General features: G+C 65.6%; 24 protein-coding genes and 1 pseudogene. 21 read left to right on the top strand and 4 right to left on the bottom strand.

The window, feature by feature from the left end:
- From EEB15_RS33800 to EEB15_RS24905, 3 genes and pseudogenes are all read left to right on the top strand, one after another.
- A pseudogene (locus tag EEB15_RS33800) lies at positions 1–233 on the top strand (hypothetical protein); the annotation flags it as partial.
- Positions 215–1,603 carry an FAD-binding oxidoreductase gene (locus EEB15_RS24910; protein ID WP_141512649.1) on the top strand — a complete coding sequence of 463 codons (1,389 nt, stop codon included), beginning with the start codon at positions 215–217 and terminating at the stop codon, positions 1,601–1,603. The pseudogene EEB15_RS33800 and the gene EEB15_RS24910, both read left to right, overlap by 19 nt.
- 27 nt (positions 1,604–1,630) lie before the next feature.
- Positions 1,631–3,226 (top strand): GMC family oxidoreductase, encoded by a 1,596-nt coding sequence (locus EEB15_RS24905; protein ID WP_141512648.1) that lies wholly within the window; start codon positions 1,631–1,633, stop codon positions 3,224–3,226.
- 236 nt (positions 3,227–3,462) lie between these two features.
- On the opposite strand, the gene EEB15_RS24900 is transcribed toward EEB15_RS24905, so the two are convergent.
- From EEB15_RS24900 to EEB15_RS24890, 3 genes are read right to left on the bottom strand one after another with little or no spacing between them, the layout of a single operon-like run.
- Complete coding sequence (locus EEB15_RS24900) at positions 3,463–4,536, bottom strand: NUDIX domain-containing protein (protein ID WP_141512647.1); 1,074 nt, start codon at positions 4,534–4,536, stop codon at positions 3,463–3,465.
- A gap of 6 nt (positions 4,537–4,542) precedes the next feature.
- Entirely contained in the window at positions 4,543–5,109 is a 567-nt protein-coding gene (locus EEB15_RS24895) for a DUF2889 domain-containing protein (RefSeq protein WP_141512646.1), read from the bottom strand.
- Between the two features lie 15 nt (positions 5,110–5,124).
- Positions 5,125–6,345, bottom strand: a complete 1,221-nt coding sequence (locus EEB15_RS24890; protein WP_141512645.1) for a CaiB/BaiF CoA-transferase family protein — start codon at positions 6,343–6,345, stop codon at positions 5,125–5,127.
- 181 nt (positions 6,346–6,526) lie between these two features.
- On the opposite strand from EEB15_RS24890, the gene EEB15_RS24885 reads away from it, so the two are divergent.
- The 17 genes from EEB15_RS24885 to EEB15_RS24805 all read left to right on the top strand — a co-directional run bounded on the left by EEB15_RS24885 (position 6,527) and on the right by EEB15_RS24805 (position 22,474).
- Positions 6,527–7,738, top strand: coding sequence for an ABC transporter substrate-binding protein (locus EEB15_RS24885; protein ID WP_141512644.1), 1,212 nt, complete (start codon positions 6,527–6,529; stop codon positions 7,736–7,738).
- A gap of 8 nt (positions 7,739–7,746) precedes the next feature.
- Complete coding sequence (locus tag EEB15_RS24880; protein WP_141512643.1) at positions 7,747–8,589, top strand: MaoC family dehydratase N-terminal domain-containing protein; 843 nt, start codon at positions 7,747–7,749, stop codon at positions 8,587–8,589.
- Positions 8,590–8,617: 28 nt separating this feature from the next.
- A complete protein-coding gene (locus tag EEB15_RS24875) occupies positions 8,618–9,364 on the top strand; it encodes an SDR family NAD(P)-dependent oxidoreductase (RefSeq protein ID WP_141512642.1) in 747 nt (248 codons plus the stop codon).
- Between the two features lie 10 nt (positions 9,365–9,374).
- On the top strand, positions 9,375–10,301 hold the full coding sequence (locus EEB15_RS24870) for an NAD(P)-dependent oxidoreductase (protein ID WP_233259608.1): 927 nt from the start codon (positions 9,375–9,377) through the stop codon (positions 10,299–10,301).
- Between the two features lie 5 nt (positions 10,302–10,306).
- The gene (locus EEB15_RS24865; RefSeq protein ID WP_141512641.1) at positions 10,307–11,185 is read left to right on the top strand and encodes a branched-chain amino acid ABC transporter permease; all 879 of its coding nucleotides are present in this window, start codon (positions 10,307–10,309) and stop codon (positions 11,183–11,185) included.
- The gene (locus EEB15_RS24860) at positions 11,178–12,173 is read left to right on the top strand and encodes a branched-chain amino acid ABC transporter permease (RefSeq protein WP_233259607.1); all 996 of its coding nucleotides are present in this window, start codon (positions 11,178–11,180) and stop codon (positions 12,171–12,173) included. The genes EEB15_RS24865 and EEB15_RS24860 overlap by 8 nt, the downstream gene beginning before the upstream one ends.
- Positions 12,170–12,955 (top strand): ABC transporter ATP-binding protein, encoded by a 786-nt coding sequence (locus EEB15_RS24855; RefSeq protein ID WP_141512639.1) that lies wholly within the window; start codon positions 12,170–12,172, stop codon positions 12,953–12,955. Before EEB15_RS24860 ends, EEB15_RS24855 begins: the two co-directional genes overlap by 4 nt.
- Positions 12,948–13,709 carry an ABC transporter ATP-binding protein gene (locus EEB15_RS24850; protein WP_141512638.1) on the top strand — a complete coding sequence of 254 codons (762 nt, stop codon included), beginning with the start codon at positions 12,948–12,950 and terminating at the stop codon, positions 13,707–13,709. Before EEB15_RS24855 ends, EEB15_RS24850 begins: the two co-directional genes overlap by 8 nt.
- Positions 13,710–13,721: 12 nt before the next feature.
- A complete protein-coding gene (locus EEB15_RS24845; RefSeq protein WP_199236626.1) occupies positions 13,722–14,663 on the top strand; it encodes an SMP-30/gluconolactonase/LRE family protein in 942 nt (313 codons plus the stop codon).
- Positions 14,660–15,652: a tripartite tricarboxylate transporter substrate binding protein gene (locus EEB15_RS24840; protein WP_199236625.1), complete on the top strand. Its 993-nt coding sequence runs from the start codon at positions 14,660–14,662 to the stop codon at positions 15,650–15,652. Before EEB15_RS24845 ends, EEB15_RS24840 begins: the two co-directional genes overlap by 4 nt.
- A 108-nt stretch (positions 15,653–15,760) precedes the next feature.
- The gene (locus EEB15_RS24835; protein WP_233259606.1) at positions 15,761–16,978 is read left to right on the top strand and encodes a MaoC family dehydratase N-terminal domain-containing protein; all 1,218 of its coding nucleotides are present in this window, start codon (positions 15,761–15,763) and stop codon (positions 16,976–16,978) included.
- A gap of 26 nt (positions 16,979–17,004) precedes the next feature.
- Complete coding sequence (locus EEB15_RS24830) at positions 17,005–18,171, top strand: CoA transferase (protein WP_141512637.1); 1,167 nt, start codon at positions 17,005–17,007, stop codon at positions 18,169–18,171.
- Positions 18,168–19,367: a CaiB/BaiF CoA-transferase family protein gene (locus EEB15_RS24825; protein WP_141512636.1), complete on the top strand. Its 1,200-nt coding sequence runs from the start codon at positions 18,168–18,170 to the stop codon at positions 19,365–19,367. The genes EEB15_RS24830 and EEB15_RS24825 overlap by 4 nt, the downstream gene beginning before the upstream one ends.
- A 25-nt stretch (positions 19,368–19,392) precedes the next feature.
- Complete coding sequence (locus tag EEB15_RS24820; protein ID WP_141512635.1) at positions 19,393–19,974, top strand: cysteine hydrolase; 582 nt, start codon at positions 19,393–19,395, stop codon at positions 19,972–19,974.
- A gap of 7 nt (positions 19,975–19,981) precedes the next feature.
- On the top strand, positions 19,982–20,791 hold the full coding sequence (locus EEB15_RS24815; protein WP_141512657.1) for a CoA ester lyase: 810 nt from the start codon (positions 19,982–19,984) through the stop codon (positions 20,789–20,791).
- 11 nt (positions 20,792–20,802) lie between these two features.
- Positions 20,803–21,429 carry a GntR family transcriptional regulator gene (locus EEB15_RS24810; protein ID WP_141512634.1) on the top strand — a complete coding sequence of 209 codons (627 nt, stop codon included), beginning with the start codon at positions 20,803–20,805 and terminating at the stop codon, positions 21,427–21,429.
- Between the two features lie 76 nt (positions 21,430–21,505).
- A complete protein-coding gene (locus EEB15_RS24805; RefSeq protein WP_141512633.1) occupies positions 21,506–22,474 on the top strand; it encodes a tripartite tricarboxylate transporter substrate binding protein in 969 nt (322 codons plus the stop codon).
- A gap of 41 nt (positions 22,475–22,515) precedes the next feature.
- Here EEB15_RS24805 and EEB15_RS24800 read toward each other — a convergent pair whose 3' ends face one another.
- Positions 22,516–23,802, bottom strand: a complete 1,287-nt coding sequence (locus EEB15_RS24800; protein ID WP_370283870.1) for an ABC transporter substrate-binding protein — start codon at positions 23,800–23,802, stop codon at positions 22,516–22,518.
- Positions 23,803–24,007: 205 nt separating this feature from the next.
- Here EEB15_RS24800 and EEB15_RS24795 point away from each other — a divergent pair, with 205 nt between their 5' ends.
- Positions 24,008–25,036 (top strand): LacI family DNA-binding transcriptional regulator, encoded by a 1,029-nt coding sequence (locus tag EEB15_RS24795; protein WP_141512631.1) that lies wholly within the window; start codon positions 24,008–24,010, stop codon positions 25,034–25,036.
- The last annotated feature ends 9 nt before the right edge of the window (positions 25,037–25,045 follow it).

Here is a 25,045-nt window from a genome sequence, read left to right as displayed (position 1 = left end):
TGCGACCCGGCGATGCACTGCCACTGAACACCGAGACCCTGGACGCGGCGCAGATCGTCGCGGAAATCATCATGGAGCCGGCACAGACGCCATTGCTGGCCGCGGCCGCCGCGCGTGGTTGCAGAACTCACCCGGGCATGCCGATGCTGGAGGGCCAGGTCCGGCTCATGGCGGCATTCATGACGGGAAATATTAACTATGAAGGAAGCCGGACATGGACGCCGCAACCCTGATCGCCGAGCTCAGAGCGCTGCTGGACGAGCGTGGCCTGCTCACGGCACCGGGAGACATGGAGCCCTACGCCCATGACTGGCGAGGCTTGTTCAGCGGTACGCCATTGTGTGTGGCACTGCCGCGCAGTACGCAGGAGGTGAGTGCCGTCGTCCGCGCCTGCGCGGCCGCCGGTTGCGCCCTTGTGCCCTACGGTGGCAACACGGGACTCTCCGGCGGTGCAACGCCGGACGGCAGTGGTCGCCAGGTGGTCCTGTCGCTGTCTCGCATGGCCGCGATCCGGAAGATCGATGTGTTCGGCGAAACGATGGAACTTGAGGCGGGCTGCATCTTGCAGACCGCCCAGGAGGCCGCGGCCGAGCATGGGCTTTTGCTGCCCATCACCTTGGCGGCGGAAGGATCGGCTCGCATCGGAGGCATCGTTTCCACCAATGCGGGCGGAACCAATGTCCTGCGCTACGGAATGACACGGAGCCGGGTACTGGGGCTTGAGGTCGTCACTGCCGACGGGCAGATCGTTGACGGCATGCGCCAGCTGCGCAAAGACAACGCCGGCTACGACTGGAAGCAGTGGTTCATCGGCACCGAGGGCACGCTGGGGATTGTCACGCGCGCTGTGCTGCAGCTCGCGCCCATGCCGCGCTATCGCGTGACCGCCTTGTTGGCCGTGCCCACTGCTGCCGCGGCTCTCAACGTGCTGCGTGGGGCGCGCCAAGCCATTGGTGACACGCTCACTGCGTTCGAGCTGATGTCGGGGGCGGCACTTGAGCTGGTGGCCCGCCATCAGCAACTTCGCTTGCCGATGGGCGACTCGCCCTGGTTCGTGCTCCTGGAGGCCAGCTCGTCTCTTGCGGGCTTGCGGGATGCCGTTGAGGCATTTCTGGGGGAAGTCCTGGAGCGCGAGGAGGTGAGCGACGCGGTCGTGGCCGAATCAGAGCGCCAGGAGGCCGAACTGTGGGCGCTGCGCGAATCCATTACCGAAGCGGAGTCCAAAGAGGGACCGTCCATCAAGCACGATGTGTCGGTGCCCATCTCCGAGATTCCCGCATTCCTGACGGCCGCCAATGCTGTCGTCGGCCGCGAGTTCCCGGGGACTCGTGTGAACGCCTTCGGGCACGCTGGCGACGGCAACATTCACTACAACCTGCTTGTGCCACAAGGCACCGACAGCAGCGCCGTCAACGCATTGGTGCACGACGTGGTCGTCGCCCATGGCGGCAGCATTTCCGCCGAGCATGGCGTGGGTCAGTACCGGGTGGGCGAGCTGCTTCGCTGCAAGTCGCCCGCCGAAATCGCGCTGGCCCAACGGATCAAGAAGGCACTGGATCCCCGCAACTTGCTGAATCCCGGCAAGGTGCTGCCGATCCAGTGACTTCGCAGGGAGCATGAGAAATTGAGCATGGATTCATTCGACTACATCATCGTTGGCGGCGGCACCGCGGGCTGCGTCCTGGCGAACCGGCTGACTGCATCCGGAAAGCACCGCGTGCTCATGCTCGAAGCGGGAGGTGAGCCGAACGGCATGTGGATTCCGATACCGGCAGGCTTCAGCAAGCTGCTCACCAACCGCAAATACAACTGGCGATTCGAGACCACGCCCGAGGCCAACACGAACAATCGCGTCATCGCCGTGCCACGCGGCAAAGGCCTGGGCGGCTCCACGCTGATCAACGGCATGGTTTACGTGCGCGGCCAACCGCAAGACTACGACGCCTGGCGCGACGGCGGCGCCAGGGGCTGGGGCTACGCGGACGTCGAGCCCTACTTTCGCAGGCTGGAGCGCTATGCGCCAGGCGGAGCCTTCCGCGGGACGGACGGACCGATGAATCTTGAGCAAGTGGGCGAGCGATTTCCCATTGCCGAGGGATTTCTGCATGCCGCAATGCAAGATGGCCACGCCCTGATTGACGACTACAACGGGCCCAACCAGGAAGGCTTCGGCTACTACCAGGTTTGCCAGCGCAACGGGCGGCGCTGGAGCGCTTACGACGCCTATCTGGCCCCCGCCAGGGCGCGCGAAAACCTGGCGATCGTGACCCATGTCCACGTGACTTCCCTTGACCTGGAGGGCAGTCGCTGCGTCGGCGTCACCTACCGGGAGGGTGGACGCGACGTGAAGGTGAAAGCCAATGTCGAGGTGATCCTGGCGGCCGGCGCCATCCAGTCGCCGCAGCTCCTGGAGCTGTCGGGCATCGGCCAGCCCGAGCTGCTGCAATCTTTGGGCATTCCTGTGCGCCACGCGCTCAAGGGTGTAGGCGAAAACTACATCGACCATTTCGCCACGCGCATGAACTGGCGCGTGAAGAACACGGTCACGCTCAACGAGATGTCGCGGGGATGGCGACTTGTTCGGGAGGTGATGAACTACTACACGCGGCGCAAGGGCATCCTGACGCTGGGTACCGGGCTGGTCCACGGCTTCGTCAAGTCACACCCGGAAATTGCAACGCCGGATGCGCAGTACTTCTTCGTCCATGCCAGCTACGCCAACGCGGCGGAGCGCATCCTCGATCGCAAACCGGGCATGACCCTCGGCGTCACGCAACTGCGTCCGGAGTCGCTTGGCAACATCCACGTGCGTTCGCGGGATCAGCTGATGGGTCCGGCGATCCGCCCGAACTTCCTCGGCAGCCCGGTGGACCAGCTTTGCATGATCAGAAGCATGCAGTTGGCCCGCCGCATCGTCGATCAACCTGCGATGCGCCCGTACATCGACTTCGAGATGAACCCAGGCGAGGACGTGAGCAGCGATGAGGACTGGCTGAGTTTTGCGCGCCAAAACGGCCAAAGCATTTATCACCCGATCGGTACCTGCCGGATGGGCGAAGATGATTCGGCCGTGGTCGACCTTCGCCTGAAGCTGCGTGGGTTGGCGGGCCTGCGCGTGGTCGACGCGTCCGTGATGCCGAAGATGGTCTCAGGCAACATTCAGGCGGCTGTGATGATGACGGCGGAGCGCGGTGCCGATCTGATCCTGGAAGACGCCCGGCACTGAATGGCACGGCGGCGATCCGGTAGTAGGAGAACCCGAGGCGGTGGGCGCCATGGGCAAATGCCGCGACCGCGGGTTGCGCGGTGTCCGCGCCGCCAAGCGGATCGTTGGGCTGATTGAAGAAGTCGAATCACCTGCCGACACCGACCTGTCTACGCGACTTGTGGTGCGTGCAAGCTTGCGCAGGCTTTCACCCGTCAACGGCGAGTAATGGGTTTGCCCGCCGCGGACTTCCTGGGCTAGCGCAAACGCTGCAGGAATCCTCGGCCTGCCGCGAGCCAATCCGCCTTTTCACGATCATTAACGGCCAGGCTGGTCATGTCCGGCGCAATGAGCAAGCGATCCTGCTCGACCAGATGAAGGCTCGAAGGTGAGACGTCCTGCCAACCCTGCATCGGGCTGCCGACCCGATAGGTATGGCTCCCGTCGCTCCCTGTGATGCGCATGACGTGGTCGCTTATCTGCACCGGTACGCCGGGGCGCAACTCGCACCAGGCGGCGCATTGACCGGCCGGATCGAGCTTCAGGACTTCGTCATAGGCTGGATGGCTGGGTGGCACGCTCTCGATGCCTCTCGAGGTCAGCGCGAGCCAAGGCTGGATGCAGGTTACGCCCCGCAGGTGCTCTGCCCAACGTATGGCCGCGGCACAGTCGGGCAGGCCACACAGCATCAGAAGGGTTTCGCGTGTCGGTACCATCAGGCGCCGGAGATTCGACGGTGACAGGGCTTCTTCCGGTGCAATCCAGACATGGTCCAGCGTTTCGGTCCTGTCGGGAACGGCCGCTTGCACGCCAGGCGAAAGGGCCAGGAAGAACCGGGTGTCGAAGCGCTTGGCGCGGCCGGTGGGCGTCAGCCAATGGGCGATGTAGTGCAGCCGCTCCGCCACCAGCCGAAGGCCGTACCGAGTGCACAAGGTCGACAACGTGGCGACGCCCTGGGTCAGGTCGCGGCGCATGGTGGCTGTCGGCCAGCCTGTCTCGTCTTCCAGCGACACGTAGTCGCCCCTTGCATTGACCGCGAGCAGAATGCCCGCTTCCTCGAAACATTCGCGGATGGCGGCGAGGTAGAAGGCGAGGCCACCCGATTCCAGGCCCAGGCGCTCACTGGCCTGCAGGTCCGTCAACCCGGGGGCCACCTCGCTCGGGCTGCGGTCCCCTCGATCGACCACGCCCCCAGGGAACACCCATGCGCCGCTGTTGTGGTCCGCACCTTCCGCACGCTGCAGGAGCAGCACTTCGATTCCGGTCCGCGGCGGGGGCGCGTTGCGGACGATGACAACCGTTGCGGCGTCACGAGGCGCAGGTGCTGCCATCACTCGCTACTCCTCAGCTCTGGGGAGCTGCTTCTTGTGCAGATGTGGCCATAGGCGCGCTACCACTTCGCGTTTCTCCGAATACGCGAAGCAACTGTTGACCTTGGCAGCCCGCTCATCCTCACTCACGGCCTCGTTGATGCGGGCCAGCCGCTGCGGGGCCAGTCCTTGAAATGCCGTGGCGGCCATCGGGCCCAGCAGCTCCACGACGTGCGTACATGACGCTGCTCCGACCAGCAATTCGCGCACCCGCTTGTTCCAGCCGCTGGCGATGCTCAAGCCGCGCAACGGCCGCAGCGTTTCGCTCGCACCGGTGCACACCGCAAATGGCGTGGCCTGCATCTGTGCTTGAACGTCGTGCACGAGCATGCTTTCGTCGATGACCATGCGCACGACGATGTCGTGCAGGGCCGTTCCCGGTGGCAGGTCGTCATCGGCCAGCTGGCGGCGGAAAGGGTGGCTCTTGGTGTCGATGAGCCGGCCTTCCACTTCGTACAGTCCGTCGGTGCGCTTGTAGAAGCGCAGGTCGACCTGCCGGTGGTGGATTTCCTCGCGGTCTGCATCGGCATTCATTCGTCACTCCTTCTTTTACTGACGCACTGCCGCCCAGGCGAACGACTGGGGCTCGGCGACCGCCGCCGCGCCCGACGTGACGAGCTTGTCGCAATCGCGCGGGGTCACGCCGGCGGCGAGCAGAACCTCCATTGTGTGGGCGCCGAGTTCGGCAGGCGGCTGGGTCGGCACATCGCGCGCGGCGCCCAGACGCGGGAACTCTGGCACCTGGAAGGCCAGGCCGCGGTATTGCACGTCGCGCAGCTTTCCAGGATGGCGGGCCTGCGGCGCCTCAAGCACGCGCTCGAGCGGCAGGACTTCAGTAGATCCGACGCCCGCGGCCTGCAACTGCGACGAGGCCTGCTCGAAGGTGAGCGCGCCGATGGCCGCCTTGACGATCTCTTCCACCTGCTCGCTTGCCTTCTTGCGGTTGCGCAGTTGCGCGAGCGACTCGTCGTGCGCCTGGGGCAGGTCCATCGCCTGGCAGAACTTCATCCAATGCCCGTCGGTCAGCATCAGCAAATACATCCAGCGGCCGTCGGACGTCAGGTAGGCGCCGTAGCCCGGCATGCTGAATTCGCCGTGTGGTTCGCGCTCGGGACGCCCGAGCAGCTGTGTCTTGAGCTGCACGCCCACCAGATCTCGCGAGGCCACATGCAACCCGGTTTCGTAGAGGCCCACTTCGACCGGCTCGGGCGGGCGCCCTTCCTTGGCTTTGAGCAGCGACGACAGGATCCCGATCACCGCGTAAGCGCCGGCGAATTGGTCGTGGTACGAAGGCCCGAGCCGGCTGGGGCGGCCGTTGATCACATTGCCTTCCATGACGCCGGTCGCCGCTTCGGCCACCGGGTTGGAGGCCAAGTCGTCTTCCTGGGGGCCCGCGGCATAGCCCCGGATGTGGCAATAGATCAGGCGAGGGTTGATGGCTTCGCAATCCTCGCGCGTGAGCTTCAGCTTGCGCGCCGCCTTGGGCGCCAGGTTGTGCACCAGGGCGTCCGCACTCCCCAGCAATTTGCAGAAGGCGGCATGCCCGTCTGGGGTGGAGAGGTCCAGGCACACGCTCTTCTTGCCATGGCTGTAGGCAATGAAGGTGCCGCTGGGCCCGCCCCGCACGAGTGCGCGGGTGGGGTCGCCCCTGGGCGGTTCGACCTTGATCACCTCCGCACCGAGCTGCGAAAGGATGTGAGCGGCAAATGGCGCGGCCAGCATGGTGCCGAGTTCGATGACCCGCAGGCCGGCGAGGGAGGGGGTGTGCACAGGCAAGCTCCTAAAATAATGCATTCTATATGTCGATCGTTCAGATCGAAAGCGGCCCCGGCACTTCTGTTACCGCTGGAGATCAGTGCAAACCCCAGTCTTGCAAAGAATTCAATCGATCATATAGAATGCATTCTTATCGAAACGGCCCATCCGCCCAAGAACACACCAGGAGCCTCCCATGCGCAGAAGGACTTTCCTCTCCAGCAGTGCCATAGCCGCCACGGCAGCCTTCCCGGGCGTAGCCAGTGCCCAGCAGGCTTCGCCAGGCATCGACCTGGCGGCCAAGACCGTGACCGTCGGCGCCTTCACGCCGATCACGGGCCCGGTGCCGTTCTATTCCATCCTCACGCACGCCGCGGAGTCTTGCTTCAAGTGGGTCAACGAGACGAACCAGCTGAACGGCTGGAAGATCAACTACGTCACCTACGATGACGGTTACGAGCCCGCTCGCAGCGTGGCGGTCACGCGCCGGCTGGTGGAAGAAAACAAGGTCTTCGCGCTGGCCGCACCGGTCGGCACCGCGCAGTCCGTTGCCGTGATCCCCTACGCGAAAGAAGTGGGCCTGCCCATGATCGGCCCGATCGGCGGTGCCACTGCATTGTTCGCGGAACGTCTGGTTTTCCCGCTGCTGCCTGACTACGGCTGGTCCGCTGCCTCCAACCTCGACTACGCCTGGACCGACCTCAAGGCCGGCCGGGTCGCCCTGCTGTGGGAGAACGACGAACTGGGCCGCTCCGCCAAGCGCGGGTTCGACCTGCATATGGCCTCGAGCAAAAAAGAGCCGGCGGAGTCGATTCCGTTCGAGGTGCGCAACACCGACTTCACCCCACACGTTCGCCGCCTGGCGAATGCCAAGGCCGACGTGGTGATCCTGTTCGGCTCCAACGCCAACCTGGCTGCCGCCTTGAAGGCCGCAGAGCGCATCGGCTACAACGCGAAGTGGATGGCGCCGTTCTTCACGGCTGACCCGACGACCCGCAAACTGGCCGGTCCACTGCTCGACGGTGTGTACTTCTCGTCCTGGCTCCTGCCCGTCATGGCGGACGACACGAGCGTCAAGGCCTACCGGGACAACGTCGGCAAGAACTATCCGAGCGACCCTATCGGCGTCTTCGGCCTGAACGGCTGGAGCAATGGCGCGCTCTTCGCCAAGGGCTTCCAGATGCTTCTGGCCAGCGGCAAGCCGCTGACCCGGGCGAACCTGGTCGACGTGATGGAGACCATGACCAACCAGAACGTCGGCGGCGCGCGCAACGTCAGCTTCAAGGCAGGCGACCACCGGGGTGCCCGGCAGGAGGGCATGGTCCAGGCGGCGGCCGATGGCAGCTTCAAGCTGGTACGCGACTTCAAGCCCTACCCGGCCGAAGTCTTCGACGCCAAGCTCTCCTGAGGAATATCGTGACCACTGATTACGCAGACTGGATCGGCCGTGAGGAATCACGTACCGAGCGCATCGATGCGCGGCCCGTACAAGCCATGGCCGCCACGCTCGACCTGCAGGCCGCACCCCAGGCGGGTGGCGCACTGCCCGCGGGCTGGCAGTGGCTGTTCTTCAACCCGATGGTCGCGCGCAGCGGCCTCGGCACCGATGGACATCCGCAGCGCGGCGGCTTCCTGCCGCCCATCGAGCTGCCGCGACGGATGTGGGCCGGCAGCAGGCTGAACTACCTGGCCGACATTGTTGTGGATGCGCTGGCCACGCGCACGAGCCGTATCGCCAAGGTCGAAAACAAGGTGGGCAAGCGCGGCTCGCTCTGGTTCGTGACGGTGGAACACACCACCACCAGCGAGGGCCGGGCCTGCATCGTCGAACAGCAAGACATCGTGTACCGCGATGCAGCCGCGCCCGGCGCGGTGCCCGCGACAACGCCGGAGCGATACGACGGCGTGGCGGAGTGGGGTCGGGAGATCGTGCCCGACACGACGCTTTTGTTCCGCTATTCGGCGCTCACATTCAACGGCCACCGCATCCACTACGACCAGCCCTACGCCCGCGATGAAGAGGGCTACGCCGGCCTCGTCGTGCACGGCCCGCTCACCGCCACGCTGCTGCAGCAGCTCGCGGTGGAGCAGGGCGGCGGTCGCAAGCTGGCGCGCTTCGAATTTCGCGGAGTCAACCCGCTGATCGCAGGCCGGGCCTTCCGCATCGAAGGCCGCGACGCCGGCGATGGAACGCTGGCCCTGTGGGCCCGTGGCCCCGACGGCGAACTGGCGATGTCGGCGACGGCTGCCTTCCACTGAATCCATCAATTTTCAGGAGATAAGAGACATGGCACAGCATCTGAGCGGACCCGCGAGCCTCGAAGGCCAGGTCGCGCTGATCACCGGCGGCGCCGGCGGCATGGGCCGCGCCATCGCCAATGCGTTCAAGGCGGCAGGCGCCCGCGTGGTGGCCACCGACCGCACGGAGCACGAAGACATCGGCCCCGGCATCCAGTACCGACAGTACGACGTGACTTCGCGCGCCTCGACCGACAAGGTCGTGGACGCGGTGATCGCCGAGCACGGCAAGGTCGACATCCTGGTGCTGTGCGCCGGCATCATCGCCCGCACGCCGCTCGCGGACAGCACCGACGAGGAGTGGGACGCGATCATGGGCGTGAACGTCATGGGCGTGGTCAACCCCGCCCGCAAGCTCTTCCCGCTGATGTGCCAGCGCGGATTCGGCAAGATCCTGGCGGCCGGCTCCATCGCCGCGAAAAACGGCGGCGTCGCCTCGGGCCCAGCCTACGTTTCATCGAAGGCGGCAGTGCACGGAATGATGCGCTGGATCGCCAAGGCCGGCGCGCCGCATGGCGTCTACGCCAATACGCTGGCGCCCGGGCCGGTGGAAACTGCGATGTGGGCCAACGTCACCGGCGGCACCACAGCGCCGGCCGCGAACGCCACCGTCCCGCTCGGGCGCTACGGCAATGCCGACGACATCGCGCAGGCGGCGCTCTTCCTGTGCTCGCCCGCCTCCAACTGGATCACAGGCACGTCGCTGGACATCAGCGGCGGCATGTGGATGGACTGAAGAGGCCGACATGAACATGCACACAGCCCCCGTGATCGGGTTCATCGGCCTGGGCGTGATGGGCGGCGCCATGTGCCGCAACGTGGCGCTCAGGCACGAAGGCGAGGTGATGGCATTCGACATGAACGCCGCGGCCTTCGACGCCGCGCTCGGCGGCACCAAGGCGACCCGCGCGGGCTCGGTCGCCCAAATTGCCGCTCGCGCCGACATCGTCTTCCTGTCGTTACCGGGCGGCCCGCAGGTCGAACGCGTCTGCCTGGGCGCCGAGGGGCTGACCAGCGAAGAGAGGCGGCCCTGGATCGTGGTCGACTTGAGCACGACGACCGTCGCGTCCGCGAGAGCGGTGGCCGAACGTTTGCGCGCGCGCAATGTCGCATTTGCCGACGCACCCGTGGCCCGCACGCGCGAAGCAGCGCAGCGCGGCGAGCTCAGCATCATGGTGGGCGCCGACGAGGCATTGTTCGCAAAGATCGAACCGCTGCTGAATTACATGGGCTCGGACGTCACCCGATGCGGCGAAGTGGGCTGCGGCCAGGTGGTTAAGCTGATCAACAACGCGCTCGTGTTCGAGAACACCGTGGCGCTGGCGGAGATGATGGTCCTCGGCGAACGTGCGGGGGTTCAGCCGGCCACGCTGCTCGACGCGGTATCCAAGGGTTCGGGCGACAGCTTCGTGCTGCGCAATCATGGCCGCAAGGCGATGCTGCCGCGCGAGTTTCCGCAGAAGTCGTTTCCTCCGGAATACGTGCTGAAGGACCTCAGCTACGTGCTCGAACTGGCCGAGCAGACCGGTGTCGCTACGCACGTCACCAAGCTGTCGCAGCGCTATTACGAATCGACGGTGGGCAACGGCTTCAGCGGCCGCTACTTTCCGGCCGTGATCGAAATGGTCGATCGCAACATCGGCCCGGCGCCCGCGCCCGCCGGCAAGGACTGAAGGCCATGGGCGACTTCATCGGCCTTGCCTGGTCCGGCGTCATCAGCGGCTGCCTGTATGCGATGGGCGCGATCGGTATCGTGCTGATCTACAAGAGTTCGAACGTGGTGAACTTCGCGCACGGCAACCTCGCCGGCCTCTCGGCGTTCCTGGTGTTCGGCTTCACCGCCGGCGTCTTCGGCAACATGGCGTGGGGCGTAGCGGTGATGCTCACGCTGGCGATCATGGTCGCCGTCATGGCGGTGAGCTACCTGCTGATCGCGCCACTGGTCTTCAAGTCGGATCTCACCAGCACCATCGCCACGCTCGGTATCGGGCTGATCGCGCAGGGGGTGACGCAGATCGTGTTCGGCTCCAACGTCGTTTCCATGGAGCTGCCGCTGCCCGCCTGGAAACTCCAGCTCGGACCGGTTCGCGTGACCTCGTACGACGTGGCTGTGCTGGTGGTGACCGGCACCGCGATCGGCCTGCTGTGGTTGCTGATCGAGCGGACGCGAATCGGCATTGCCTTCCGCGCGGTATCGGCCAACCCCTTCGCGAGCCGCGTATGCGGGCTCAACCTGCGCAACGTTCATTTGTTTTCGTTCGTCGTCGCCGGCCTGCTCGGCCTGATCGCCGCGCTGCTGATCGTGCCCACCACGTTCCTGTCGTCCACCAGCGTGGCGTCATTCATGCTGCAGGCCTTCGCCGCGGCTGTGGTCGGAGGTTTCAGCAGCCTGCCGGGCGCGGTGCTCGGCGGCATCCTCATCGGCGTGCTGATGAACATGCTGTCGTTCTACGTAGCTGCGGAATTCAACAACACTTACCAGCTGATCATCATCCTGCTGGTCCTGAACCTGTTCCCCAAGGGCGTTCTCGCCATCCGCGGAGGTGCCCGTGTCTAGCATTCCCTTGGCAACTCCGGCGGACCTGGCGCAAGCCGGCGCCGCCGCCACGCCGGTCGCGCGCCGGCCGGTCGCCGGCGTCGTCACGGCGCTCGGCATCGGCATTCTTCTGGTGTTGCCGCTGCTGGCGGGCGGCTACTGGACGTTCACGCTCGGACTGTGCTTTGCCAACGCCATCGCCATCATCTCGGTGAGCTTTCTCGTGCGCTACGGCGGCGAAGTGTCCATCGGCCACGGCGTGTTCGTGGCCGCCGGGGCCTACACGGTGGCGCTGATGGAAAAGTACTTCGGCGTGTCGGTGCTGGCGGCCCTCCCTGTCGCTGCGGTTGTCGGCGCCTTGCTGGGCGCCGTGTTCGCCTTCCCCTCGCGCCAGCTGGCCGGCATCTACCTCGCGGTCGCGACGATGGCGCTCGCGCTGGCGCTGCCCGAAGTGCTGTTGCACTTCTCCAGCATCTCCGGTGGCTATGAGGGACTCTACGTCAAGCTCGACGCGCTGCCGGGTGTGCCGAAATCGCTGCAACGCTACTACCTGCCGTTGCTCGGCCTGGGGGCGGTGGTCTTGTTGCTCAGGAACTTCCGCCGTTCGCGCCAGGCCATGGCGCTGCTGCTGATTCGCACGTCGGCGCATGCGGCGGAGTCGTTCGGCATCCGCAGGAGCTGGGCGCGCCTGTCGTGCATGGCCCTGAGCGCGGGCATCGCGGCCATCGCGGGTGCGTTGCTGTCGTTCAGTTCGTCCACGGTTTCGCCGAACAGCTTCACGCTCTGGACGTCCATCTTCCTGCTGGTGGGTTCGGTCGTCAGCCTCTACTCGCTGTCGATCTTGGGCAGCGTGATCGGCGGCCTGTTTCTCACCTTGATGCCGCTGGTGCTCGCGGGTGCCGGCAACTGGGTGCCGATCCTCTACGGCGGTGCGCTGCTCGCGGTGGTGCTCGGCGTCAACGCGCTGCCGCCTGCCGTGCGTGCGCGCCTGGAAGGGGGCGGCACATGAGCGCGGTTCTGGACGCGTCCCCACTGGTCGTGGAGAACCTGTCGCTTTCGTTCGGCGGCAACAAGGTGCTGCACGAGGTCGCATTGCACCTGCAGCCCGGCGAGATCACCGGCCTGATCGGGCCCAACGGCGCCGGCAAGACCAGCTTCTTCAATTGCCTTACCGGGCTCTACACCCCGCAGCACGGCGGCATCCGTTTCGGCGACGTTCGCATCGACGGCATCCCGCCCACGGGCCGCGCGGCCCTCGGCTTTTCGCGCAGCTTCCAGCACGTGGCGCTGTGCCCCGAGCTGAGCGTCGTGGAGAACGTGATGATCGGGCTGGACCGGCAGTCGGTGTCGGGCTGGCTGGATGCCTTCCTGCCGTTGGCACGCGGACGCACCGAGCACGGCCGGAACCGGGCACTCGCGTTCGCGGCACTCTCCAAACTGGGGATCGGCCACGTGGCGGACGCGTCCCCGACGCAGTTGCCGCCCGGCACGCTGCGCCTGGCCGAGATTGCCCGCGCCATCGCCGGCTCACCTCGCGTCTTGCTGCTCGACGAGCCGGCGGCGGGGCTGAACTCGGTGGAAACGCACGATCTGGCCGTGGCGCTCAAGAAGCTGCGGTCGCCGCAGCTGGTGCTGGTCGTCGTCGAGCACGACATGGACCTCATCATGGAAGTCTGCGACACGATCCACGTGCTCAATGTGGGCCGCCTGCTCGCGTCGGGCAACCCGGAGCAAGTGCGCGCCAACCCCGAAGTCGTGCGGGTCTACCTGGGAGACGACGAGGATGCGTAATTCGACGACGGACCTGCTGCAGGTCGATGGCCTCACCGTCCGCTATGGCGCAGGTCCCGTCGTGCATGGCGTTTCTCTCGCGGTGGAAAGCGGCACTGTGGCCGCGCTGCTGGGCGCCAACGGCGCGGGCAAGTCCAGCACGCTGCGCGCCATCGCGGGCCTCGAGCCGGCCAAGGGCACCGTTCGCTTCGATGGCCAGGATGTCTCCGGCCTGTCGGTCGCCCAGCGCTTCAAGGCAGGGTTGGTCTACGTGCCGGAAGGGCGCGCGATCGTGACCGACCTCACCGTTGCCGAGAACCTCACGCTGGGCTCCTACTTCGTCGATGGGCCGACGCGTGCGCGGCGCCGTGCCATGGTGCTGGAATTCTTCCCGGAAATTGCCAATCGGTTGAAGTCACCGGCAGGCCTGCTGAGCGGCGGCGAGCAGCAGATGCTGGCCATCGGCCGCGGCCTGATGTCCGGGCCGCGCCTGCTGCTGCTGGACGAACCCTCGCTTGGACTCGCCCCGTTGCTGGTCGCGCGCGTCTATGAACGCCTGGCTCTGATCCAGAAGGAGCAGAAGCTGTCCGCCCTGCTGGTGGAGCAGAGTTTCCACACGGCCGCGAAACTTGCCGCACGGGCATGGGTGATGCGCCACGGGCACATCGTGGGCGAGCTCGACGCGGCGGCACTGCGCAGCCGCGAAGGGCGGCAGCAGGCGATCGACGCGTACCTCGGTGCGCGGCGAGACCCATCCGCCGTCGTTGCCGCTTGACGAGGAGCCGACATGAAGCAATTGAAACTGGACGGGCAGGTTATCGCAACGGGCCTGCGTTTTCCCGAAGGGCCGGTCGCGTTGCCTGACGGCAGTGTCTTGCTGACGGAGATCGCGGGCGCAACGCTCACACGCATCTCTCGCAACGGTGATGTCGAGGTCGTGGCCCAAGTAGGCGGCGGGCCCAACGGCGCCGCGCTGGGCCCGGACGGCCACTGCTACGTCTGCAACAACGGCGGCTTCAGCTGGCGCAGCGACGATGGCTTCACACGGCCCACCGGCGCAGCCGCCGACTACGCAGGAGGAGCCATCCAGCGCGTCAACCTCACGACGGGCGCGGTGGAACAGCTCTACACGCACTGCGATGGTGTACCGCTGCATGGCCCCAACGACATCGTGTTCGACGCCGGCGGCGGCTTCTGGTTCAGCGACTTCGGCAAGACGTTCGAAGACCGCATCCTGCGCGGCGCCGTGTACTACGCCCGCACGGACGGCAGCTTCATTCGCCGGGCCGCGCATCCGTTCCTGACGCCCAACGGCATCGGCCTGTCGCCCGATGGCCGCACGCTGTACGTGACCGAAACGGAAACCGGCCGCCTGTGGTCCTATCCGGTCGAAGGGCCGGGAAGACTCGGCCTTGCGCCGTGGCCGTCGCCGAACGGCGGCAAGCTGGTTCATGGGTTGCCCGGCTTCCAGCGCTTCGACTCGCTCGCGGTGGAAGAGGGCGGCAACGTCTGTGTGGCTACGCTCGTCAATGGCGGGATCCATGTGTTCTCGCCAGCCGGCGACCTGCTCGAGTTCCACGCCGCGCCCGAGGGGTACTGCACCAACATCTGTTTCGGCGGTGCCGACCGCCGCACGGCCTTCATCACCCTGTCCGGCTACGGCCAGCTGTTCGCGGCGCGCTGGCCACGCGCCGGCTTGGCGCTCGCCAATCAAAAGGATTCCGCATGAACCCTCAACTCACCCGCCGCCGCATCTTGCAGGCGGGCACCGCGATGGCCGCCTGCGGCGTCGCGATGCCCATGAATGCGTTCGCGCAAACCACATGGCCCGATCGCCCGATTCGTGTGATCGTCCCTTATGCCGCCGGCCAGGGCGCCGACGTGCTGATGCGCCTGGTGGGCCAGGAAGTCGCCAAGACCCTGAACCAGCCCGTCGTGATCGAGAACCGCGCCGGTGCTGGCGGCAACATCGGCGCTGCCGCGGTCGCGAAGGCACCCGCCGACGGCTACACCTTCCTGTTCGGCACCAACGCCACCAATGCGGCGAACGAGTTCCTCTATCCGAACCTGGGTTACAACCCGGCAACGGACTTCGATGGGGTCGCGATGGTGGGCCTGCTGCCGATGGTGATCTGCACCACGGCGGCCGACCTGCCCACCAACGGCATCGCCGAGCTGATCTCGCGCGCCAGGGCCAAGCCCAACACGCTGAACGTGGGCCTGCCCAGCACCACCGCGAGCGTGGTGTTTGCACAGTTCGTCAAGTCCGCCCAGGCGCCGCTCTTCAGCGTGAAGTACAAGGCTTCGGCGCAGTCGATGACGGATGTCCTTGGTGGCCAGATTCCCTTGGTGATCGACACCGTCACAGCGGCCCGGCCGCACATCGCCAGCGGCAAGCTGAAGGCGGTCGGCATCACGTCGCTCAAAGGCAGCGAGATGCTGCCCGGCGTCAAGTCGGTTGCCGAGCAGGGCGTGACCGGGTTCGACGTCGTGGCCTGGGATGCATTGTTTGCTCCACGCGGCACGCCGCCCGAAGTCACGCAGAAATTCGCGCAGCACGTCCAGCGCGCGCTGCAGCAGCCCGAACTGCGCCGCAAGCTGCTGGAAACAGGCGTGGAGCCCCTTTTCATGGGCCCGGCTCAGCTGGATGCATTCGTCAAGGACGAGCGCCAGAAGTGGGGCGCAACCATCAAGGCCGCAGAAATCCGCGTCGATTAGGTAACACCCGTCCGGCGCCCGCCGGAAGGCGTTGACATCTTTCCAAAAAGAATGCATTCTGCATTAAATATTATCCAAACCCCAATTCATCAGCAACAGGAGAACCGAATGAGCACCGTCATGACCGCCCCCGAAACCGAAGTGGACAAGAATCGCCCCGCCGAAGGCCTCATCACCGACGAGGCGGTGGCCGCGGCCCGCGCCATGATCGGGCTGCACCTGCGCCCCGAGGGCCCCTACCTGCAGGATGCCTCGGCCGACACGCTTCGCAACTGGTGCAACGGCATCGGCGACCTGAACCCGCTGTACCGCGATGTGGGCTACGGCGCGCAGACCCGCTATGGCTCGATCGTCGGCCACCCGATGTTTCCCATGGCCTTCGGCTGGCTCGGCCGCACGCGCTGGGGCTTGTCCGGCGTGCACGGCTTCTACGCCGGCAACGACTGGGAACTGTTCCGCCACGTCCGCCCGGGTGACCGCATTTCCGCCATCGAGCGCGTCGTCGGCGTGGAAGAAAAGCAAAGCAAGTTCTCCGGCCGCCTGGTGTTGCAGTACGTCGAAGCTTGCTACTACAACCAGCGCGGCGAACTCGTTGCCCGTGGCCTCGGAACCTGCACGCGCCATGAGCGCAAGGCCGCGCGCGACACCGGCAAGTACAAGGAAATCGAGCAATACCAGTACACCAACGAGGAGCACGACCGCATCGACCAGATCGTGCTGGACGAGCCCAAGAACATTCGCGGCGCCAACGTGCGCTACTGGGAAGAAGTCGAGATCGGTGAAGAGCTGCCGACCATCGCGCGCGGTCCGCTGTCGCTGATGGACACCATGGGTTTCCTGGTGGGTTGCGGCCGCGGCCACACTCACGGCGTGGTGCTGCAGGCGGCGGTGAAGCATCCGGGCCATTTCTTCCGCAACCCGGAAGCAGGCGGCGGCGTGGAATACACCGGCATCGGCCACCACCGCGAGTCCGTGGCGAAGGAAGTCGGCGTGCCCGGCACGTATGACTACGGTCCGCAGCGCTCTTCGTGGATGTGCACGCTCATCACCAACTGGATGGGTGACGCCGGTGTCCTCAAGCGTGTCCGCACGGAAATGCGCCGCTTCAACATCGTCGGCGACACGACGTTCTGCAAGGGCAAGGTCATTCGAAAGTACGTCAAGGACAACATCGCGCTGGTGGACATCGAGATCGCCGCGGAAAACCAGCGTGGCGAAGTCACCACCCCCGGCATCGCCACCGTGGCGCTGCCCTCCCGCGACGTCAAGCTGCCGGCTTTCATCGACGGTTCGGGCGTCGACCTCGAACTGCCGGTGATCCGCTGAACCGACGCGCAGAAGGCGAGGGGACCATGCACGCACCCGACTCGAAAACAGGACTCTCGGCGCCGCTCGCCGGTTGCCGCGTCCTGGAGCGTTCGCGAACCGTGGCGGCAGCCTATGCGGGCCGCCTCCTGGCCGCGATGGGCGCGGAGGTCGTCATGCTCGAACCCCCCGGCGGCTCGCCGCTGCGGGAAGCGCCGCCGCTGCTCGCCGATACGGGCGAAAGCGCACTCTTCGTTTACCTGGCCGCCGGCAAGCGCAGCCTGGTCTGCGATCCGGCATCTGCCGCCGGGCGTGCGATCCTGGACCGGGAGCTCGACCTGGCGGATATCCTCATCGAGGACACGCCGGTCGCCGATCGCGCGGCCCAGGGTTTCGACGCCGGGACGCTGGGCGCGCGGTTTCCGCAGCTCGTGCACGTCAGCGTGCTTCCCTTCGGCGCCACGGGGTCGAAGGCGGCCTGGAACGGCGAGGAAGTGAACCTGCTACACGCGGGCGGCGAGGGCTATCTGCTACCCAACGGCTTGTCCAACGAGATGTTCCCCGAGCGCGCGCCGCTGAAGATATATGGCCACTTCGCCGGCTACCAGGGCGGTGTGAGCGCGGCGCTCTGCGCGCTCTCCGCCTGGTGGGCGGTGCCGCAATGCGGAGGCCAATACGTGGACGTCTCGGTGCAGGACGCCGCGTTGTCCGTCGGCGCGTTTGCGCTGCAACGCCTGGGCGATGGCTCGCTCGAGCACCGCACGATGCGCCGTTTCCGCTACGGCGGTGTGTTCAAGGTGCGCGACGGCTACATCGAGCTGTTGACGCTGGAAGACCGGCAGTGGAGCGGACTGGTGGAGTTGCTGGGCCGCCCTGCCTGGGCGGACGACGCGGGCCTGCAAGACCCCCTCGAACGCAGCCGCCGGGGCGACGAGATCAATGCCCACGTACGCGAATGGATGGCCCGGCACGATGCCGACGACATCGTCCGGCGCGCTCAGGAGCTAGGAGTGCCCGTCGCAAAATACCGTTCGCCGGCCGAAGTCGCCCGCGGCGAGCACGAGCGGGCACGCGGCCTCTTCAGCCCGGTGAAGCTGGAGAGCGGCACGATGGCCGAAGTGCTGCTGGCACCCTTCCAGTTCCATTGCTCGCCGCTGGCCCGTGCCGGGCGGGTGCCCCCGCTGAACGAGATGGCCCGGGAAAGCAATCAATGAGCCGTCAACAGTCCCCCCTGGCCGGTGTCCGCATCGCGGACTTCACGATCCATGCGGCGGGCCCTTACTGCACGCACCTGCTGTCCCAGTTGGGCGCGGAGTGCATCAAGATCGAAAGCCGCACACGGCCGGATGCTTTCCGCAAGCCGCACGCGGTGTACGGCCGGATGCAGGCGGCCACGTTCGACCAGGTGTCGGCCAACAAGCTGTCGGTCCGGTTGAACCTGAAGCAGCCCGAGGCAGTGGCGCTCGCCAAGCGTTTGGTGGCCGTCTCCGACATTGCGGCGGAGAGCTTCCGCCCGGGCGTGATGAAGCGGCTCGGCCTGGGGTTCGATGAAATGCGCGAAGCGAAGCACGACATCGTGCTGCTGTCTCTCTCCGCCTCCGGGCAGACGGGTCCCGACTCGCACTTCGCCGGGTACGCCCCGCTGTTCGGTGCCTGGGGTGGGCTGGGCTGGATGAGCGGCTACACCGATGGTCCGCCCGTGGAAATGCGTCATGTGATGGATCACTCCGCCGGCATGCACGCCGCACTGGCGACGATGGCCGCATTGCACCAGCGGCGCCGCACCGGCAACGCCCAGCACGTCGACCTGGCGGCGCGAGAGGTCGCTTCCGCCATGGTCGGCGACGCGCTGGTGCTCGCGAGTGTCGGCCAGACGCCGGCCCGTCCAGGAAACGCCGACCTGGCGATGTCGCCACACGGCGTCTATGCCACGGCCCAGCCCGATCGCTGGCTCACGCTCGCGGTCCGCAACGACGACGAATGGCGCGTCTTATTGCGGGTGCTGGGACAGGCCGATACGGACCCACGGTTCGCCAAGGCCGCTGGCCGCGTGCGTCTCGCCGCGGCAGTAGACCAGATGGTCGCAGGTTGGCTGTCGGCCCGCGACGCCGACGAAACGGCTGTCCGGTTGCAGCAGGCGGGACTCTGTGCGCACGTCTCCTGGACTTTGCAGGACATTGCCGACGATGCGCACCTGCGCAGCCGTGAGGCACTGGTCGAAGTGAGCGCAGAGGGCATCCCGCCCCGCCTGGCGGTCGGCGCACCAGGCCGCTTCGGTGGGACGCCCGACGTGGGCATCCGGCGCCTGACGCCCGCCCTCGGACAAGATGAAGAATATGTATTCGGCGAACTGCTCGGCCTGGGGTCGGCGCAACGCGCGGATCTCGAAGCGCGCGAAGTCATCGCCTGAACGCAACACGCAAAGGAAGTCATCTGTGAGCAATTCCATCTACCTCGTCCTGGACATGATGAACGACCTGGTCCATACCGACGGCCCCAACGGAAAGGCCGCCTACGGCGAGCAGGTTCGCGGCCGCGGCGTCATCGAAAAGACCCGGCTTGCCATCGACAAGGCGCGCGCGGCCGGGCTGCGCATCGGTTTCGTGCGGGTCGGCTTCTCGCCCGACTACCGCGAATGCCCGCCCAATTCGCCGATCTTCTCCGGCGCCCGCAATAACGGCATCTTCAAGCTGGGCACCTGGGGCACCGAGACTCACCCCGCATTGGGCCAAAGCCCGCAGGACTTCGACATCGTCAAGCACCGCGTGAGCCCGTTTTACGCAACCAGCCTCGAAGCGATCCTGCGCGCCCATGGTATCCAGCGCATCTACTGTTCAGGCATATCGACCAACGCAGTGGTGCAGGCCACCGTTCGCGACGGGCATGACCGGGACTACGAAGTCGTGGTGCTGGAGGACTGCTGCTGTGCGTTGTCCGCCGAAGAGCACGAGAGCGCCATGGGCAACCTGAAGCGCTTCTGCAAGATCACCAGCTCGGCCGATGTCGTCTTCGAGTGAGGCGCAGATGAGCCGCATCGCCCGCAGCTTCCTCTTCGTCCCCGGCGACCGGCCGGAGCGCTTCAGCAAGGCGGCCGCCAGCGGGGCCCACGATGTCATCATGGATCTCGAAGACGCCGTGGCCCCGGCTGCCAAGGCGCAAGCACGCAGCGCGGTCGCTGCCTGGCTCGGGGATGGTGGCCGGGCCGTCGTTCGCATCAACGGCGCCGACACGCCATGGTTCGAGGAAGACGTCGTGATGCTGCATGCGGCGCCCGGCGCCCGCGTCATGTTGCCGAAGGCCGAACCGCATTCGCTCGCGCGGCTGGCGCAATTGCTGCCTCAGCACGCCGTCATCGCTCTTGTGGAAACAGTGGCAGGCTATCTGGCGCTGCGAGAGGTCGCCGCGGCCCGCGGCGTCGAGCGTCTCGCGTTCGGCAGCGTCGACTTCGCGGCCGAGAGTGGTATCGCGGACGAAGGCGAGGCCATGACGGGAATCCGCATCCAATTCGTTCTGGAGTCCTGCCGCGCGCAGCTGGCGCCCCCTGTCGACGGTGTCGGCGTCGAATTTCACGACGAAGGCACGATGCAGGCCGACGCCCTGCGTTCGCGGCAGTTGGGCTTCGGCGGCAAGCTCTGTATCCATCCGCGCCAGGTGCCGGCAGTGAACGGAGCTTTCAGGCCGAGTGAAGCCGAAGTCGGTTGGGCGCAACGCGTGCTCGCGGCTTTCGAACTCAGTCGTGGCGCGGCCACGTCCGTGGACGGCAAGATGATCGACAAACCCGTGGTCGAGCGCGCTTTGCGCATCACGGCCGAGTCTGCTGTGGATGGCGAATAGAATGCATTCGCATGGACTACCGCACGAAGGAAGAACAGGTCGCCGACTATCTGCGGGAGCGGATCATCTCCGGTGTCTACGCTCGCGGTTCGCGCCTGAAGCAGGCCGACATCGCCGAGGAGCTGCGTCTCAGCATCACGCCGGTCCGCGAAGCGCTGAAGTTGCTGGAGGCCGAGGGCTACGTGGCCAACGACTCGTACCGGGGCGCCCGGGTGGTTCCGTTCGATCCCACCGCCTCTGCCGAGATCCTTCAGCTCCGCCTGATGCTCGAGGCCCAACTGGTGCGGGGCGCTGTGGACAAGGCGAGCTCCAAGGACATCGAAGAGCTCCGTGCGCTCGCCAGCGAGTTCGAGGCCGCTTTCAAAAAGGGCGACCGTGCGACGGCGCGAGGCATCAATTACCGCTTTCACCGCCGCATGTACGACATCGCGGCGATGCCCCAAACGCTGCACTTCGTGCAGATCCTGTGGGCGCGCTATCCCTTCGACCTGATCAATGCGGTCGCAGGACGTGGCCAGGACGCCATCGCGGAGCACGACGACATCCTGCAGGCATTCGCCGAAGGGGATGCTTCGACCGCTGTGCTGGCCATGCGCAAGCACATCGAGTCCGGCTACACGCTGTTGAAGCCTGCCTGAGCCGCATGCGGCTCAATGCAAGGTTTTCGTTTGTCCATCAAAAGAATGCACTATGCATGATCAAGGAGAGTACCCCATGATCCATCGTCGCCAACTCGTCGCCCTTCTGGCCGCAACCGGCTTCTCGTGTTCCCCGAGCGCGTGGTCCCAGGCGGACTGGCCGACGAAGCCGATCAAGATCGTTGTGCCTGTGGCCGCGGGCGGCGGCACGGACTTCACGGCCCGTGTGCTCGCCGAAAAGCTCTCCACTGCGCTCGGCCAGCCGGTCATCGTGGACAACCGGCCGGGCGCTTCGGGCAACCTGGGCGTGCAGCACGTGGCCAACGCACCGGCGGACGGCTACACGCTGGTGATGCCGATCACGTCGTTCCCGATCAACCCCAGCCTGCAAAAGCTGCCCTTCGACACTGTCAGGGACTTCGCGCCCGTCGTGATGGTGGGCACGTTGCCACTCGTGCTCGTCGTGCATCCGGGATTGGCGGCGAAGAATGTGCAGGAGCTGATTGCACTGGGCACCTCGAAGAAGCCCCTGAGCTACGCGAACTCGGGAACCGGGACCACCGCGCACCTCGCGGGGGAGCTCTTCAACCGCATGGCCGGCATCCAGATGACGAGCATCAATTACAAGGGCGGCGGCCCTGCGGTGAACGACTTGTTGGGCGGCCACGTGCAGTTGTATTTCTCGACGATCCCTTCCGTGTCACAGCACATCGAGAGCGGCAAGCTCCGCGCGCTGGCGGTGACGGGCAAGGCGCGCAGCCCGGAACTCCCGAACGTGCCGACAGTGGCCGAATCGGGACTGCCGGGCTTCGACGTCACCGCATGGTTCGGTGTTTTCGCGCCGGCCCGCACGCCGAAGCCCGTCATCGATCGGTTGAATGCGGAGCTGGTGAAGATCCTGGCCATGGCCGACGTGCGCCAGAAACTTGCGAATCATGGCGTCCAACCGGGCGGTGGCACGCCGGAGTCACTGCGCGACTTCCTCGTGAGCGACATCGACAAGTGGGGGAAGGTGGTTCGCGACGCGGGCATACGGGCCGAGTAGCATTTCGCTGCGAGTGCTTCAGGCCGGCGCAGGCGTTCACGTTAACGGCGAGTGATGGGTTTGCCGGTTGCAACAGAGGCGGGATAGATCGTGACTGGGTTGCCCCTTTGCCATTGCATCAGATTCGCCGTAGCCAACTGATTCTGCCCGGTCTCCGAAAACTGGAAACCCCATCCGGTCGCCGTGGTGCCCGGTGCTTTCTTGTAAGCCAGCACAGCCTCCCGAATCTTTTCCTTGTCAGCGGATTTTGCGTTTGCCAGGATGTCCAGAAACGCCTTGGCTCCAACGTAGTTCACAAGGCTATGTCCCGAGCGCGGAGCCATGAAGTACTGCCGTACATACGAGATCACGAAGCTACGCAGGCCGGGAGCGCCGGCTTCGCCCATCGTCGCTTGGGGGAAGTCGACGTTGAAGACGCCCTCCATGGCCGTGCCCAGAGCACTCGCGGTGTCATTGAGCGAGTACCCGCCGCCGGCGCCGATGAAGGCCTTGGGTTTGAATCCAGCCGTGGCCGCCTGGCGAAAGAAAAGGATCGTGTCGTTCTTGTACGACGTCTGCAAGACAATGTCTGCGCCGGCGCCTTTCAGCCGCTGGACGAGCGAGGCCAGATCCAGGCTCTTTGCAGAATACGACTGGCTCTCGACCACGGTGAGCCCCAGTCGCTTTGCCTCTTCTTTCTGGTAGCCGCCCACGAGGGTGCCGTACGGGCCGTCTTCGTAGATGATGGCCAGTTTCAAAGTCTTCGGGTCAACCTTCAGCCCTGGTGCGACCACCTTGACGACAGCCTCGATGGTGCGCTCGGCAAAGTTCCTGGCCGTGGGGTTGCTCCTGAAAACATGCCTGAATCCCCGGCCGGTGACGGTGTCGGCCACCGCGCCCAGCTCGAAGTAGGGCACGCCCGCCGGGTCGGTCACCTGTGTCGCCGCCAGTGAGATGCCGGACGCATAGCTGCCGAACACGGCAGCCACCTTTTCCGTCGAGATGAGGTGTTGAGCTCCGATCGCTGCCTGTTCGGCGTCGGCGGCGTCCGCCTTCACGAGCACGATCTTGTTGCCGTTGATGCCGCCAGCGGCATTCCTTTCTTCCACGGCAATCTGCAGGCCGCGGAAGCTCTCGTCACCGAGCTGCGCCAAGCCGCCGCTGAAGGGGTAGAGCGCGCCGATCTTCACGTCCGCTGCGTGCGCCGTCCCTAGACCAATCGCTGCAGCGCCGAGCGCTACAGCGGAAATCCTGAGAAGCCTGAGCATCTGGGTCTCCTTAACGAGTGGGCGTTTAGTTCGGCTCGAGTCCGAGCGGCGAGGCCACGAAAGATGTGGCCAACGAATCAAATTGGTTTTGTTGGCCCTGTTTGAAGCACGATAAATCGGAACTGCTTGTGAAGCGTTTCATAAATACTTCCATTGGTGATAAACTAGAAAAACAAAATTAGTGAATTGAAGCGCTTCAATTGTGCTGGCGTTGCTTGTGTGAATGATGGGGATTTACCCTGAGATACGATGTCCCGGCGCTTTGCATGACCATCAACTGTTGCCAATGCCCGTAGATTCCCGCCCCACACTGGAAGATGTCGCGCGCCTCGCCGGCGTTTCGTTGGGGAGTGCTTCGCGAGCGCTTTCGATTCCGGACCAGGTCAAGCCGGTCACGTTGGAAAAGGTGCAGCGCGCTGTGGAGCAATTGGGTTACGTGCGAAATGGGGCGGCCCAGGCGCTGGCTTCCCGCAGAACCAGAACTGTCGCAGCCGTCTACCCCACTCTGGACAATCCGATCTTCGCGGTATCGATTCAATCCTTGCAGCGCACACTTTGGACCATTGGCTACCAACTGCTAGTGGCGAGCCACGAGTACAAGCCGGAACGCGAGGCCGAGGTCCTGCGGGCGATCCTCGAACGCGGTGTCGATGGCATCGTGCTCGTCGGCACCGATCACGCCGACGCCGTGTTCGATCTGGCCCGGCAATACCGCTTGCCTTATGTGATGACCTGGTCGACCGACGAGCGGGGGACCCGGGACTGTGTTGGGTTCTCCTACTACGACGCCGCGTACGAAATGGCCAGCCTGGTCGCGCAGTACGGGCACACGCGCATAGCGCTGTGCAGTGGCGTGGCACAGGGCAACGAGCGGGTGCGGGCCCGAATCGCCGGCACTCGGGCAGCGCTCAAAGCCGCCGGTCTGGAACTGCGTCCTGAGTGGATGGAGGAGCAGCCCTTCACCTTCGATGGGGGCCGGCAGGCTGTGCGCAATTTGATGGCCGGCAAGGTGCTGCCCACAGCGCTCATCTGCGGCAACGACATCCAGGCGGTTGGGGCCATGGGCGAGTGTCGGGACCGCGGGCTGCGGGTCCCCGACGATCTGTCTGTGACGGGATCAGACGACGTCGAATTGGCCAATTTGGTGGAGCCTCGGCTTACGACCGTTCATGTTCCGACCGTGGAGATCGGGGTGCGTGCAGCAAGACGCATCGTGGAGCTGATAGAAGATGCCGAATCTCCTGCCGAGTCTGAACTTACAACGCGACTTGTGGTGCGCGACAGCCTGCGCAGGCTGTCGCCGAGCCATCGATAGGTTGAACGC

This window comes from Ramlibacter sp. WS9 (assembly GCF_003797765.1).
In the GTDB taxonomy this organism is placed as follows: Bacteria; Pseudomonadota; Gammaproteobacteria; order Burkholderiales; family Burkholderiaceae_C; genus Ramlibacter.
The sequence above is the reverse complement of the archived record's forward strand: the minus strand, read 5'-3'. Positions and strand labels throughout refer to the sequence as shown.

Bases quoted from the DNA above. Each gene is read 5' to 3' on its own strand.
- EEB15_RS24835 (WP_233259606.1), top strand. From the start codon at position 15,761: ATGAGCACCGTCATGACCGCCCCCGAAACCGAAGTGGACAAGAATCGC.
- EEB15_RS24870 (WP_233259608.1), top strand. From the start codon at position 9,375: ATGAACATGCACACAGCCCCCGTGATCGGGTTCATCGGCCTGGGCGTG.
- EEB15_RS24900 (WP_141512647.1), bottom strand. From the start codon at position 4,536: ATGGCAGCACCTGCGCCTCGTGACGCCGCAACGGTTGTCATCGTCCGC.
- EEB15_RS24845 (WP_199236626.1), top strand. From the start codon at position 13,722: ATGAAGCAATTGAAACTGGACGGGCAGGTTATCGCAACGGGCCTGCGT.
- EEB15_RS24795 (WP_141512631.1), top strand. From the start codon at position 24,008: ATGCCCGTAGATTCCCGCCCCACACTGGAAGATGTCGCGCGCCTCGCC.
- EEB15_RS24825 (WP_141512636.1), top strand. From the start codon at position 18,168: ATGAGCCGTCAACAGTCCCCCCTGGCCGGTGTCCGCATCGCGGACTTC.
- EEB15_RS24895 (WP_141512646.1), bottom strand. From the start codon at position 5,109: ATGAATGCCGATGCAGACCGCGAGGAAATCCACCACCGGCAGGTCGAC.
- EEB15_RS24905 (WP_141512648.1), top strand. From the start codon at position 1,631: ATGGATTCATTCGACTACATCATCGTTGGCGGCGGCACCGCGGGCTGC.
- EEB15_RS24875 (WP_141512642.1), top strand. From the start codon at position 8,618: ATGGCACAGCATCTGAGCGGACCCGCGAGCCTCGAAGGCCAGGTCGCG.
- EEB15_RS24850 (WP_141512638.1), top strand. From the start codon at position 12,948: ATGCGTAATTCGACGACGGACCTGCTGCAGGTCGATGGCCTCACCGTC.
- EEB15_RS24830 (WP_141512637.1), top strand. From the start codon at position 17,005: ATGCACGCACCCGACTCGAAAACAGGACTCTCGGCGCCGCTCGCCGGT.
- EEB15_RS24855 (WP_141512639.1), top strand. From the start codon at position 12,170: ATGAGCGCGGTTCTGGACGCGTCCCCACTGGTCGTGGAGAACCTGTCG.
- EEB15_RS24815 (WP_141512657.1), top strand. From the start codon at position 19,982: ATGAGCCGCATCGCCCGCAGCTTCCTCTTCGTCCCCGGCGACCGGCCG.
- EEB15_RS24885 (WP_141512644.1), top strand. From the start codon at position 6,527: ATGCGCAGAAGGACTTTCCTCTCCAGCAGTGCCATAGCCGCCACGGCA.
- EEB15_RS24865 (WP_141512641.1), top strand. From the start codon at position 10,307: ATGGGCGACTTCATCGGCCTTGCCTGGTCCGGCGTCATCAGCGGCTGC.
- EEB15_RS24910 (WP_141512649.1), top strand. From the start codon at position 215: ATGGACGCCGCAACCCTGATCGCCGAGCTCAGAGCGCTGCTGGACGAG.
- EEB15_RS24810 (WP_141512634.1), top strand. From the start codon at position 20,803: ATGGACTACCGCACGAAGGAAGAACAGGTCGCCGACTATCTGCGGGAG.
- EEB15_RS24805 (WP_141512633.1), top strand. From the start codon at position 21,506: ATGATCCATCGTCGCCAACTCGTCGCCCTTCTGGCCGCAACCGGCTTC.
- EEB15_RS24840 (WP_199236625.1), top strand. From the start codon at position 14,660: ATGAACCCTCAACTCACCCGCCGCCGCATCTTGCAGGCGGGCACCGCG.